At 38.8% G+C, this 13,956-nt stretch carries 11 protein-coding genes; 3 read left to right on the top strand and 8 right to left on the bottom strand.

The genetic code is table 11. The annotated features are described in order from the left end of the window. Positions 1-2: 2 nt before the first annotated feature. From rfbB to rfaD, 8 genes are all read right to left on the bottom strand, one after another. The gene (rfbB, locus tag AC6R16_RS21330; RefSeq protein WP_500675655.1) at positions 3-1,061 is read right to left on the bottom strand and encodes a dTDP-glucose 4,6-dehydratase; all 1,059 of its coding nucleotides are present in this window, start codon (positions 1,059-1,061) and stop codon (positions 3-5) included. A gap of 54 nt (positions 1,062-1,115) precedes the next feature. Continuing rightward, on the bottom strand, positions 1,116-2,384 hold the full coding sequence (gene waaA, locus AC6R16_RS21335) for a lipid IV(A) 3-deoxy-D-manno-octulosonic acid transferase (RefSeq protein WP_500675656.1): 1,269 nt from the start codon (positions 2,382-2,384) through the stop codon (positions 1,116-1,118). Between the two features lie 21 nt (positions 2,385-2,405). Next, positions 2,406-3,188, bottom strand: a complete 783-nt coding sequence (locus tag AC6R16_RS21340; protein ID WP_500675657.1) for a glycosyltransferase family 32 protein — start codon at positions 3,186-3,188, stop codon at positions 2,406-2,408. A gap of 173 nt (positions 3,189-3,361) precedes the next feature. Continuing rightward, positions 3,362-4,390 carry a lipopolysaccharide heptosyltransferase II gene (waaF, locus tag AC6R16_RS21345; protein ID WP_500675658.1) on the bottom strand — a complete coding sequence of 343 codons (1,029 nt, stop codon included), beginning with the start codon at positions 4,388-4,390 and terminating at the stop codon, positions 3,362-3,364. Positions 4,391-4,513: 123 nt separating this feature from the next. Further along, positions 4,514-6,286: a bifunctional glycosyltransferase family 4 protein/polysaccharide deacetylase gene (locus AC6R16_RS21350; RefSeq protein ID WP_500675659.1), complete on the bottom strand. Its 1,773-nt coding sequence runs from the start codon at positions 6,284-6,286 to the stop codon at positions 4,514-4,516. A 24-nt stretch (positions 6,287-6,310) separates the two neighbouring features. After that, entirely contained in the window at positions 6,311-7,132 is an 822-nt protein-coding gene (locus tag AC6R16_RS21355; protein WP_500675660.1) for a glycosyltransferase, read from the bottom strand. After that, a complete protein-coding gene (locus tag AC6R16_RS21360; RefSeq protein ID WP_500675661.1) occupies positions 7,132-8,364 on the bottom strand; it encodes an O-antigen ligase family protein in 1,233 nt (410 codons plus the stop codon). The genes AC6R16_RS21355 and AC6R16_RS21360 overlap by 1 nt, the downstream gene beginning before the upstream one ends. A 62-nt stretch (positions 8,365-8,426) precedes the next feature. Beyond that, positions 8,427-9,365 (bottom strand): ADP-glyceromanno-heptose 6-epimerase, encoded by a 939-nt coding sequence (gene rfaD, locus AC6R16_RS21365; RefSeq protein WP_500675662.1) that lies wholly within the window; start codon positions 9,363-9,365, stop codon positions 8,427-8,429. Positions 9,366-9,720: 355 nt separating this feature from the next. Here rfaD and tviB point away from each other — a divergent pair, with 355 nt between their 5' ends. The 3 genes from tviB to asnB all read left to right on the top strand — a co-directional run bounded on the left by tviB (position 9,721) and on the right by asnB (position 13,878). After that, on the top strand, positions 9,721-11,001 hold the full coding sequence (gene tviB / locus AC6R16_RS21370) for a Vi polysaccharide biosynthesis UDP-N-acetylglucosamine C-6 dehydrogenase TviB (protein WP_500675663.1): 1,281 nt from the start codon (positions 9,721-9,723) through the stop codon (positions 10,999-11,001). A gap of 47 nt (positions 11,002-11,048) precedes the next feature. Beyond that, a complete protein-coding gene (locus AC6R16_RS21375) occupies positions 11,049-12,068 on the top strand; it encodes an NAD-dependent epimerase/dehydratase family protein (RefSeq protein ID WP_500675664.1) in 1,020 nt (339 codons plus the stop codon). Positions 12,069-12,135: 67 nt separating this feature from the next. Then, positions 12,136-13,878, top strand: coding sequence for an asparagine synthase (glutamine-hydrolyzing) (gene asnB, locus AC6R16_RS21380; RefSeq protein WP_500675665.1), 1,743 nt, complete (start codon positions 12,136-12,138; stop codon positions 13,876-13,878). Positions 13,879-13,956 lie beyond the last annotated feature (78 nt).

Genomic DNA, 13,956 nt, shown 5'->3' on the forward strand with positions numbered 1-13,956 from the left:
CTTTATGCTCCTAGTCTTTCTCTATTGTATGAGCCGTCTAAGACTCGTTGCCACCATGCTTGATTGTTAAGATACCACTCAACGGTCTTTCTTAGGCCGGACTCAAAGCTTTCTGCAGGAACCCAGCCTAACTCTTGCTCAATTTTACTCGCGTCGATAGCATAGCGAACATCATGGCCAGGGCGATCGGTCACGTATGTTATTAGGTCAGAATACAGAGCAATTCCATGAGGTTTATTTGGAACCAGTTCCTCTAGTAGTCTACAAATCTCTTTCACGACATCAATATTCGCTTTTTCATTGTGACCGCCAATATTGTATGTTTCCCCTATCTCTCCTTTAGTCAAGACGGTATAAAGCGCTCTAGCATGATCATCGACATACAACCAATCTCGAACTTGCATTCCGTTACCATAAACTGGCAGTGGTTTTCCCTCTAGAGCATTGAGAATCATGAGTGGTATTAACTTTTCTGGGAAATGGTACGGCCCGTAATTGTTTGAGCAATTAGTGATAATCGTAGGCATTCCATAAGTGCGAAGCCAAGCTCTTACTAGATGATCACTTGAAGCTTTTGAAGCGGAATAAGGGCTACTTGGTGCATAAGGAGTTGCTTCGGTAAACAGATCACTGGTTCCTTCTAGATCACCATAGACTTCATCTGTAGAAATGTGATGGAACTTAAATGTTCTTTTTTTATCTGGTTCTAGTTGAGACCAATATGAGCGAGCAGTTTCAAGCAAAGTACAAGTGCCGACAATATTGGTTTGAATGAAATCTGAAGGACCATCAATTGATCTGTCAACATGCGATTCTGCCGCTAAATGCATAACAGCATCAGGTTTATGCTCTTGAAATACGCGTTCAAGTTCGACCTTGTTACATATGTCCACTTGCTCAAAGAAATATCTCTCGCTACTTTCTACAGGTTGCAGGGAATCTAGATTACCTGCATAAGTGAGTTTATCTACGTTTACTACGTAGTCTTGTGTATTGCGAATGATATGACGGATAACCGCAGAGCCTATAAAGCCCGCACCGCCAGTAACTAAAATTTTCATAATTTGCCTGTAAACGTGTCGAAGAACTAACTTAAGTTAAAGTATTTCAACTCATCATTTCGTGATTAGGTTTAGTGTGTTGACTAAAGCCCCTTTATTGTCATTGACGCACTGCTCGCTTAGCTCACCTTGATGCGATAGTTTCTTTCTATCACCCAGAAGTTCCAATATTACCTTACTAATTTCCATTGGCGAATTAGTGATAATAATCGCTTTATGGGCTAACAGCTTATGTACTATTTCTGTGAAATTATAATAGCTAGGGCCAGAAAGAACAGGTTTGGCTAATGCTGCTGGTTCGAGAACATTATGTCCGCCTACCTTGTTGCCAATTAAACTACCGCCCATAAAACAGATGTCAGCTGCTTGTATCAACGCTAACATTTCTCCCATGGTATCGGCCAAATAGACTTCTGCATTTTGCAGCTCTTTCTCATTGGAGTCGGTTCGACGTTGGACTGCGAAATCTTCTTTTTGACATAGTTCAAATACTGAACTGAACCTTTCAGGGTGGCGTGGAACAAGAATTAGCAACGCGTTAGGGGTGTTCTTGAGTATCTCTCGATGTGCGGCTAGAACCTGCTCATCTTCACCTATATGCGTGCTGGCAGCTATCCAAACTGGGCGATCTTTTCCTAGTTGATCTCTAAGACGGTTACCGTGCTCAATGTGATTGGGTTCAATACGTATATCGAATTTAATTGAACCTGTTACAGTCACTTTGTTGGAGTCGACTCCTAACTTAACAAACCGCTCTGCATCATCTTTATACTGACATAATAGCTGTTCAATATTTTTGCTCAGCAGATTAAAAATTGGCTGAATTTTTGAGTAGCGTCGATACGAGCGTTCAGATAGACGCGCATTGATAACACTGATTGGAATGTCGTTTTTGGCGACAGTGTAGAGAGTATTGGGCCATAATTCAGTTTCCATAATCACCATCTTATAAGGTTTTATCGCTCGGATAAAACCTTTAACGGCGAAAGGAAAATCTAACGGCATGTAACGATGCTTTACTAGCTTACCAAGCCTAGCTGCTTGCTCTGCCCCTGTAGGTGTTGTAGTCGTAAGGACAATCTCAGTATCCGGATGATCGAACTTTAGTTGCTTGATTAGTGGGGCAACTGCGAGGGTTTCTCCCACTGATACTGCATGAACCCATATAGGTCGTTTATCAGACTCTAGTTTTGGGGTGAAACCAAAGTGCTCTTTCCAACGTGGACCTACATTGGGTTTACCTTCTTTCTTTTTGTACAAGCCAAACAGTAAGAATGGCGCGAATAAGGTAAGTAGCAGTGTATACAGCCAACGAATAAGCACTTTGAACTATCCCAATGTAGGTTACTTTTTAATGAGGTCGTTTGGATCTTGGTGAGTCCATTTACCACGTGGCTTGTCTAGGTATTGGAAGTATTCGTTGGTGAATGTTCCTTGAATACAAACATAGCGTCGGCGGCGAGAGTTAACTTCTCGTGTATTGAGCACATCGTTAAACACTTGAGGACCAGTCGTTCCATAGACACCTTTAGCTGGGTCATAATTCTCCACGTTGTGGACAATGGCTTCCATTACAGCTTTGTATTCTGGATTGTTTGGGCATGTGGCTAGGAAGTAATTGGTAATCTCAGTGTCATCTTTAATTTTGATATAAAGCGATTTGCTGACACCTTTGAGAATCCGCTTTAGTGGCCAGACTAAAGTCGCATCAATATCCATGTAGACTCCCCCCAGCAGGTAGAGGGTGGTTACGCGCCACAAGTCTGCTTGAGCTGCGCCATCTGTCAGTTTTAAATAGGCTTCATAGACTTCTTTTGGGGCGTGTTCTCTAAGATACTCTTCGCGACCTTCAGTACTCACATAACGGTATTCGTAATCTAGAGACATTAAGCGGTTAAAAAGGTAATTCAGGTAAACAGGCAACGTTGATCTATTGGAGTAATTAGTCTGCCAAATTATCTTTGTTACGTTACTTGTATTTGCTGTGCGAACCCTTGCTGGAGAATGTTCAGGAATCGAGAAGCGTGTTTTGGGAAGAACAAAATGAAAGGGATAGGCCAGAACCTTAAAAATATTACCGATTAGTTTTATGGTACGGTTAGCGACCATTATTGGAAATGTGTTCATGCTTTGCCTTTTGAAACGAAACTTTTTCGGTGCTCTTTGAGAGACTTACAAAGTTAGTAGTTCTAGATTTTGAGTGAAGTGCCCAAACGAGAAAGTGCTGACTTCTCTTGCCATTGTTTGCCAGTATGGACAATACCCTAAACGTTGGAACCAGGTTATTGCTAATTATTCTACTAGGTTAAAAACTCTTCTAGAGCATTGATAACAGTGTTTGGAGTTAACTTGTTTAGACAATCTAGATGTCCTAACGGACATTCTCTCTTAAAGCATGGTCGACACTCAACATTAGTGTGAACCATTTTTAACTTATTGGTGAGAGGTGGGGTATATTTTGGTGAACTTGAGCCATAAATAGCGACAATGTTGCAGCCGACAGCGGCAGATACATGCATCAGTCCTGAGTCATTACTGACGACAGTGTGGCAGGCTGCTAAAAGATCGACCGCTTCAATTAAAGATGTTTCCCCTGCCAAATTAAAACAAAGCTGACCTTGCTCGTTTGACAGTTTGGAGCTGATTAGCTCGCAGACTTCTCTGTCTTTGGCTGAGCCAAACAACCATATTTGATAGCCTTGCTCTATAGCGAACTTTGCAACTTCAGCATAGTATGTGTCTGGCCAACGCTTTGCTGGACCAAATTCGGCTCCAGGACAAAGTCCGATAATAGGTCGAGTGCTTTCTAGACCTAAGCGATTTCTTACGTTTTTCTGGTTTGCTAAGTCAACTGTTAGACTTGGTCTAGGGCAATTTGCTAGCTCGACTTCGTTAAGCATATCGCTTTTCGAATGCGCTAAAGCAACGTACCTTTCGACCATATACTGGAAAACACGCTTATCTGGCCGTAAGTCATTGAGTAGACCATAGCGCATTTCTCCTTTCCAACCTGTTCTTGAATTGATGCCAGCAAAGAATGGAATCAAAGCTGATTTGGCGGAGTTAGGTAAAATATAAGTGTGTGTATACCCTTTTTTAGCCAATGTTCGAGCTAACTGCCATCGACCCTTTAAGTTGAACTCACCATGGGCCATTGGCATCTCAATGGTTTGATTGACTTCTGGCATGCGCTCCAAGATAAGTTTACACCAGGCAGGAGCAAGAACATCTATCTCTGCGTTTGGGTGTTTTTGCTTTAACGCTGTATAAAGGCTTTGTGACATTACCATATCGCCAACCCAAGATGGGCCAATGATCAGAACTTTCATCGTTTCTATCTTTTCCAGAATTTAGTCGTTACTAATTTTATCAACAAAACTTTTCGTGCAAACCACTATGATAGCCGTAGAAAGTCACGCTAAGCATATATTGTGTTTATTCAGACCGTAAAATTACTTCGATTTGTGCTTTTTGAATAAATAAGACCCGCGTACTTTCCGCCAAAGCCCGAATGTATCTGTTCTAGGAAAAATCGCAATCCTGCGAATCTGAAATGGCTCTTTATTAGTTGTGAGTGGGCCGCTATTGGTTGCAACTGCGAATCGATACCCAAGTTTTTCTACTATCTCTTTTGAGTGATTGTCTAATGAACCGTATGGGTATGCAAAAGAGGTGAGAGGTTTACCTAACAAAGACTCCAAGGCTTTTTTGTTGACCTGAATTTCTTCTGTTTGTTTTGTAGGAGAAAGAGTATTTAGGTGAGGGTGGCTTACAGTGTGTCCCCCGACTTCTACAAGCCCAGAGTCTGATAGAGCTTTAAGTTGGACTGCGCTCATTAAAGGCACTGATTTTTCTGGATTGTCAACCACCTCAACATCCCAACGATTAAAAGTTTCACCTGTAACAGCGTAGACAACGGCCTTAAACTTATACTTTTGTAGTAGAGGGAGAAGCAGTTCATAGTTATCTCTGTAACCATCATCAACTGTAATAATAATATAGCGTTTGCCATATTCTAGCCGACTAATTAGCCCTTTCTCTGCTAAATCTTCAAAGGTGATAGTTTCAAATCCCATCTTTTGGATTAGCTTGAAGTGCTTTTCTAGCATATCAATATGCAAATATGTGCCATGTACCCCTTTTTCACTGTCATCCTTAATGAAGCGATGGTACATAATGATTGGCATTTCTTTACGTAACTTCTCAACGTAAACGGTTTGGTAGATGTTTTCTATTTGGTCGACGATGTTTGTTAGGCTATAGTTTTCTTTTATCGTTTCAGCGACTTCATTGAAACAATGTTTGCTTTGTAGGCCTAGTACCACTTGCTGTTCAACTAATGAAAAATCTATATCGAGATCTCTTGGGCCAATATCGCCAAAGTTGCTCGCCATGGCTTCTTTGATATTACTTTCATCGACTAAACCTATCGCTTTCGCTTCACCTATCGCAAGAGTAGGTCTTCCGCAAAGCAGAGATTCCATTGCTACGCGACCAGCACCGATCACAAGATCGGATGTGGCTAAAACAGAGGCTATGTCATTGGAGTAGCCACAAAAATCTACTCGCTGTCTAAACTTATCGAAACGAGTAGCAATTTTTGAGCCTGAAATTACTTTTACATCGTAAGAGTCGATATCTAGACAATCATCGAGTAGCCGATAGCAAAGCTCCCCTTTAGGACCTGTTAAACGACCAATGATAGTGATAATCGGCTTTTCATTCTGAGGAGCTTTTAGCCAGGTGAACTTGTCTGTCTCTACGCCGTTTCTACTTACTTCCAGTTGCTTTTCTGACACACCTAGTTCGTGGATTAGCTGATCTTTAATCGCCTCACATACGGGAAGGGCTTTATCTCCCATAGCATGGAATTTTTTTCGCGATGCATGTACAGGCTGCCTACCATGAACTGTCGTGATCATTGGCGTGCCAGTGATTTTGCATGCTACATGACAACTCCAGCTGGAAGCTCGTGAGTGGGCATGGACAAGCTGAATCTTATGCTTCTTAATCAAATAGACTAGATAAGCGACATGCCAAAGTCGGCGAGGGATACTGCGTTTGTTGAAACGCAGCTTAAAATATTTACCTTGGAAAGGTTTTGTTAAAGTGTCAGACACATAATGAACGTTATGCCCTCTAGCAGTTAGTTCGTTGCCAATGGTAGTGGCATAGACTTCTGCACCGGTGACTTCTAACTGGGATAGTGCCATTAAAATATTCATTAACTAGAGTCTCGGGTTTAAAACTTAATCTACGTCTTGAGCTTGATTATAGCCATCTAATGCGATGAATTGCTGGTTAGTCTGAGTTTCTTCAAATAGTAGTGCAGCACGTTCTAAACGAGGTAACTCAGGGTGAAGGATGTGCAGAACAATAGCTTGATGGAATACATTTTTTATGCGCTTTCCAGTTTTAGTAAGTCGGTATTCAATATCAGTGTCTTCACCAATACACGGTACATCATAGCGATTATCAAACCCGTTGACAGAAATAAAATCTTCTTTATGAAGTGAAAAATTACATCCTACAATGCCTTTAGGCTTTCGATTCAGGAATTTCAGCATATTTGTATTGGTGAAGCGAATGCCTTTTTCGATGTTTTTTCCTTTTCCTACAATGTAGTTAGCAAAAATACTTACTATATTATTAAAGAAAAATTGCTCTGGCTTCTTACACTCATATAAATGTTGTTTGTACTTAGGGGCCATATCGACTCTTCTACCATTAAGGATGAAGTTTCTCTCTTTATTATCCAGATGATCAGATACAAAGTGAGTTTGAGGAATGCAGTCACCATCAATGAAAATTAGGTATGGGCTGGCAGTCTCTTTGACTGCTTTATTTAGGATCCGTGTTTTTCTAAAGCCACTATCTTTTTGCCAGACATGTTTAATCTTGATAGGGGAGTTATCTATAAGTTGATTTACTTTGTCAACATTTTCAGGTGTAGAGCCATCATCAGCAATTATTAACTCGAAGTTATCTTTCTGATTCTCCAAAGATCTAATTATAACTTTTAGCGCGTCTATATTGTTATAAAAGGATACAATAATACTAGCATCAAACATTAAGATGTCTCCCGAAGAATATATGAACGATGCTGAGCTTGGCAAAGCACTAAGAGCGAGAAAAAAGCAGTTGTTTGGTATTCAAGGCCGCTTGTATAGAAGAAAGAGTTTATGAAATAAGTTAAAACTAAGCATAAGCCACTAAAAGCCCAAGGAGAGGCTTCATTTTTACAAAGCAGGAAGAAATACTTAAAAATTGTAGCAATAAGAATTATGTAAACCAAAGCATAGAGAATGCCTAGTTTTGCAGCGAGATCAAGGTAAGTATTGTGAAGGTCCTTAAAGGAAAACTGATTCCCTGTGTCTTTTTTGATTGCTGCCATATCATAGTTGTTTTCGAGGTATAGCGTATAGTTTTTCTCAAAAGAGCTTAGCCCTGTTCCTAGGATGAACTTGCCTGGGTCGAGGTATGCATTTTGGTATATAAAGGTTAAGCCTTTTTTCCACATCTCAATTCGAGCACTGTTTGAGTCATTGTGATGGAGCTCTGTGATGCTAGTAACTCTTTCTGATACTGCTTTAACTTGGGGGATATCTTTACCCAAAATAAGTACTAGGAAGCCGAGAATAAATACAAGACAAAGAGTTTTTGGCCTTTTAAATAGCATAAAAAGTGACGAAGATATTGCAATTGCAAGCAAGGGCCCTCTTCCGCCAGACAGTAAGATAAATATTAAGCATATGAATAAAACTGCTAGTTTTATAAATGAATCTTGTTTTTTCTGTTCATTAGAAAAAATAAGTGGAATTAGTATTGCTAATATATAACTAAGTATCTCTCCCCAGCGTCCGATATCCCAAAAACTATCTATACGCTCTCCACTCCAAGTGCCCCCATTTAGTTCAAGAAGCTTCTTTGTGGAATAAATTATTGCGATTAACAAACCAAAGATTAGAGATATGGAGGCATAGTTACAGGTACGCCGAAGTTGTATCACCAAAATAGGTAATAGTAAGAAAATAGCCCCTTTCCTAAAATATAAAGCAGAGTCATGTAAGGGGAAGGGGGAATAAAGCGTTGATAGTAAACCCAAAAAGAACAATAACAGGCATACCAAAGATACTTTATTTCTCAAAATAGATTTTGCTACATCTTTATGATGGAATAATATATACAATTGAATGAATAAAATCAAAGTCAAGCTAATGTATATTCCTGCTTTGGAGATAAAAACAGAAACGAAGAGCAAGCATATAGAAAATGTTTCGCTTAGACGAAATGTATTTGACATAGAAAATCAGTTTAACCTAGAAGATGTATATAAATACCCACTTGAAAAATGGTGAAATAGAATTAATTAACTATCGACATATACTCAGCAACACCTTCTGCTACAGATTTGAATTTGTGATTGCAACCAGCAGCACGTAGATTGGTTAGATCTGCCTGTGTGAACGCCTGGTAAGCACCTTTTAAGTGTTCAGGGAATGGTATAGTTTCAATTTCACCTTTACCATGAAATTTAATTACCGCTTTGGCCACTTCTTCAAATGACTCCGCATTACCAGTGCCAAGGTTGAAAATGCCCGAAGCGCCGCTTTCCATAAACCACAAATTTACAGCTGCAACGTCACCTACATAAACGAAGTCACGTTGAAAAGTTTCACTACCTTCAAATAATTTTGGATTCTCGCCTGCGTTCATCTGGTTGTTGAGGTGGAAAGCCACGGAAGCCATGGAACCTTTATGTTGCTCGCGAGGGCCATAAACATTGAAATAACGGAAACCAGTTACTTGAGACAGTTTTTCTCCATGCTCTTCAGCATCTTGCCAAATTCGACGCACATAGTTATCAAACTGTTGTTTTGAATAACCGTATACGTTTAATGCACCTTCGTACTCTTTTTCTTCGATAAATGTATCCGTTTCGCCATACGTAGCCGCAGACGAGGCGTATAGGAAGGGAATCTCACGTTCTAGGCAGTAATGAAGTAGCTCTTTAGAATACTCATAGTTATTGAGCATCACATATTTACCATCCCATTCAGTGGTAGCAGAACATGCGCCTTCATGAAAAACTGCTTCGATTGGTCCAAAATCATCACCGGCCATGATTTGCGTGAGGAAGTCCTCACGATCCATGTAGTCAGCGATATCCAAATCAACCAAGTTCTGAAACTTTTTACCATTCTTAAGGTTATCAACTACGAGAATGTCGATGATGCCTTTGTCGTTAAGTGCTTTAACGATGTTGCTGCCAATCATGCCAGCGCCGCCAGTTACGATTATCATGATGTACCTTAATAGCGTCTATAGTTGGAAGATTATACCATGATGACTTGAGATGAGCTAACCGCTTCCGGAAGGATTTCTTGAGCTTGAAGGGTTCAGTGTAGTGTGTGTCAAGAAATATATTATCGCTTGTAGAGGATGTTTACTGTATTATTCGACGTTTATTATGTGCTCAGAATGGTATGTCATGTTCGATTAAGCGGCATAAAGCTCTTCAGCAAATTATCAGTGCTTTTTGAAACTAGTTTCTATAGTTTAGACGGTTAGTTAATCGACAAGTAGATGCGGCTTATTTGATTTTTGGAAAACACTTTGAAGCATACGCAAAGAATTTGAAACAAGTAGGAATTTCTATATGCAGTTAGATGTGGCTAATGCTCGCATAGGCATTATTGGACTTGGCTATGTTGGTTTACCTTTAGCCGTAGAGTTTGGTAAAAAAGTTCAGACTGTTGGTTTTGACATCAACAAAAATCGTGTAGCAGAGCTGAAAGCAGGTAATGACAGTACACTGGAATGTAGTACTGAAGAACTCGCAACAGTTGAATACATTACGTATACGTCAAACTTAGAAGACTTGCGGGACTGTAATGTTTATATAGTAACAGTACCAACTCCTATAGATGAGCATAAACAACCAGATCTCTCTCCGTTGATTAAAGCCTCAGATGCGCTGGGAAGTATTGTTTCCCAAGGTGATATTCTTGTCTATGAATCTACTGTCTTTCCAGGTGCAACTGAGGAAGAGTGTATCCCTGTGGTCGAGGAAAAGTCTGGATTGAAGTTTAATGTTGACTTCTTTGCTGGATATTCACCTGAGAGAATTAATCCAGGAGATAAAGAGCATAGGGTAACAAACATTTTAAAGGTAACTAGTGGCTCAACGCCTGAAGTGGCAGAGTTTGTAGATCAGTTATACAAAATGATAATTACCGCTGGAACACATAAGGCATCCTCAATAAAAGTTGCTGAAGCTGCGAAAGTAATAGAAAACACTCAGCGAGATGTAAATATAGCGCTAATAAACGAATTGTCTATTATCTTTAATAAGCTTGATATTGATACTTTGGAAGTGTTAGAAGCTGCAGGAACTAAGTGGAACTTCCTTCCGTTTCGACCTGGATTGGTAGGTGGGCACTGTATAGGCGTTGATCCATATTATCTTACCCATAAAGCTCAAACGGTTGGTTATCATCCTGAAATGATACTTGCTGGAAGGCGATTGAATGATGGAATGGGAGAGTATGTAGTATCCCAACTTATTAAATGTATGCTTAAGAAGCGTATTCATGTTGAAGGAGCAAACGTCCTCGTGTTGGGGCTTACTTTTAAGGAAAACTGTCCTGACTTAAGGAACACTAAAGTAGTTGACATAATCTCAGAGTTAGAAGAATACAATATACATGTGGATGTTGCTGATCCTTGGTGTTCAAACGAAGAATCTGAAAAAGAGTATAATATAAGTTTATGCTCAGAAACGAAATACGGGTATTACGATGCAATAATCATTGCCGTGGCGCATGACGAGTTTAAGGCAATGGGAGCAAGTGAAATTCATAAACTCGGTAAAGAAGAGCATGTGGTATATGACCTTAAATATGTGCTCGATCAAGACAGTGTAGATATGCGCTTATAATTTTAGTTTAAGGGTAAATTGACAATACCCTCTATTTAGGAAAAACAATGTCTAGATATGAAATGATCCAAAAAGAGCTCGTCGATTCTCCGAAAACTTGGGTCGTAACGGGAGTTGCCGGCTTTATTGGCTCCAATTTACTTGAGAAATTGCTTAAATTAAATCAAATCGTAGTTGGGATAGATAATTTTTCGACAGGCTATAAAAGAAATCTAGATGAAGTTGAAACCTCAGTAACAAAGGCACAATGGGAACAATTCACTTTCTATGAAGGGGATATTTGTGATGCACAACTTTGTGAGAAAGTTGTTGTAGGTGCTGATTATGTCCTTCACGAGGCTGCTTTAGGGTCTGTTCCTCGCTCGATCGCGGAACCTTTAAAGTCAAACGAAACTAATGTTACGGGTTTTTTAAATATTCTTAATGCTTCTAAAAATGAAAATGTTAAGAGTTTTACTTATGCGGCAAGTAGTTCTACATATGGAGATCATCCTGTACTTCCGAAAGTGGAGGATAATATAGGAAACCCTTTGTCTCCATATGCGGTTACTAAATATGTAAATGAACTCTATGCGGGAGTATACGCGCGTACATATAACTTCCATTGTATTGGCTTAAGATATTTTAATGTATTTGGCAAGCGTCAAGATCCAAATGGAAGTTATGCCGCCGTAATCCCCAAATGGGCTTCGTGTTTAGTAAATGGTGAACCAATAACTATCAATGGCGATGGTGAAACAAGTAGAGATTTCTGTCACGTAGATAACGTAGTTCAAGCCAATTTGCTAGCTGCGACAGCTTCACAAGATTATAAAAATGAAGTTTATAATGTTGCTGTTGGACAGAGAACTACATTAAAACAGTTATATGTAATTTTGAAAGACGCAATAAGAAATAGAGGGAAGGAAATATCGAGTGAGTTAATCTATGCTGATTTTAGGGCAGGCGATGTTAAGCACTCATTAGCGAATATAGATAAGGTTAAAAACAAACTATCTTATGAACCGAAATTTGATTTATATAATGGAATTGAGAATACTATTGATTGGTACTTAGACGAATCTTAATAATTAAAAGGTTTATCAAAATAAATGTAAGCCTAACAATATAAAATGAATTTTGGAACTTAGTCAAATGTGTGGAATACTTGGAAATATTTCTACTGAACATGTAGATGAAGAGGCATTTAAAAGTAAACTTAAGACGCTTAGCCATAGGGGGCCAGATGACTTCGGTACTTTTATTGAGGGTAATATAGCGCTTGGTCAAACGAGGCTTTCTATTATTGACTTGACTTCTTGTGGGCATCAACCTATGAGTTCAAAATGTAATAATTTTGTCATCGTATATAATGGCGAGATTTATAACTTTGAAAAAATCAAAGAAGATTTGCAAGCAAGAGGCTATGAGTTTGAGTCTGAGACAGATACAGAAGTAATTTTGTATGGGTATATAGAGTTTGGTCATCGCATAGTAGAAATGCTAAATGGAATGTTTGCTTTTTCTATTTATGACAGAAGAAAAAACAGGATTTTTATTGCGAGGGATCGAAGCGGAATTAAGCCTTTATACTATAAGAAAAATGATATTGAGCTAAGCTTTGCATCAGAAATTAAGGCAATAAAAAGTAATGAGGAGAAAATTAACGAAGATGCTAAAATACTTTATCTATTGTTAGGTTATATCCCCGAACCTATAACCATTTACGAGGAAATTCTAGCATTTCCGGCAGGACATTATGGATACATTGCAGATAGTGAGTTAAGAACCTATCCATTTAAAGGATATGAATTTCAACCTAAGATAGAAAAGCCATACAAAGAAGTAGTAAAGGATCTAGCGGAAATATTTGAGAGTGTAATTGGAAGGCAGTTAATATCTGATGCGCCAATAGGTACCTTTTTGTCAGGGGGGTTAGATTCTTCTGCTATTACAGCGATAGCTGCTAAATTTAAGCCAGATTTACAAACACTCTCATTGGTATTTGAGGAACCAGATTTTAGCGAAGAGCATTATCAAGACTTGATAGTCGATATGTACCAGACGAACCATACAAAGCATCTGGTAAATGAACAGGTATTCCTCTCAACTTTGGATGAATACTTGAAAGCCATTGAGCAACCGACTATTGATGGTTTAAATACGCTTCTTGTATCGAAGGCAGCTCGCGCTAGCGGTCTAACCACTGTACTCTCAGGGCTCGGAGGTGATGAGATTTTTTATGGATACCCATCATTCAAAGATGGAAAAACCCTTAAATTTCTTTCTAATGTACCCTATTCGATTATTAAAATTTTTGAGTATTCAAAGAAATTTAATAAATTAGAGTTGATACAAGCTGAAAAAGAACTAGCATATTACTTGCCTCGTAGAGCACTTTTTACACCGACAGAAATATCTGAATTATTAGGTGTCGATAAGCATAAAATATTTAGTGTCATTGCTAAACTATGGAAGAGCTACAATACAGAAAATATAGAAGAAGTTGAAGATAAGATTTCTTTTTTTGAACTTAATCTATATATGAAGAACCAATTATTAAGAGATTCAGATCTATTTGGCATGTCCCAATCGCTTGAAATAAGAGTGCCATTTTTGGACAATGAATTGGTTGACTATACATTGAGAGTTAAACCGGCTGAAAAATTTGGGGAATTTAACAAACAATTGCTTGCTGATGTAGTGCGCAAAGTGTTGCCTAGTGGCATAGTTGATCGAGATAAAATGGGTTTTGTACTGCCTTTTGAGAAATGGTTTAGGAAAAATATAGAATATTATGAAGTGAATGAAACTATCAAAAGAAAGTTTATTCACAATGAAATATCTTGGACTAAATTTTGGGCAATCTTTATTTTACAGAGGTTTGAATCTAGATAGACTGCACTGTACATCCGTTTTAATAATTGAGTTAGTACAGTATAGTTGTCTTATTCAATAATTGAAGAATATGAATCA

The organism is Vibrio sp. R10-SG3-ISO10 (genome assembly GCF_059834185.1).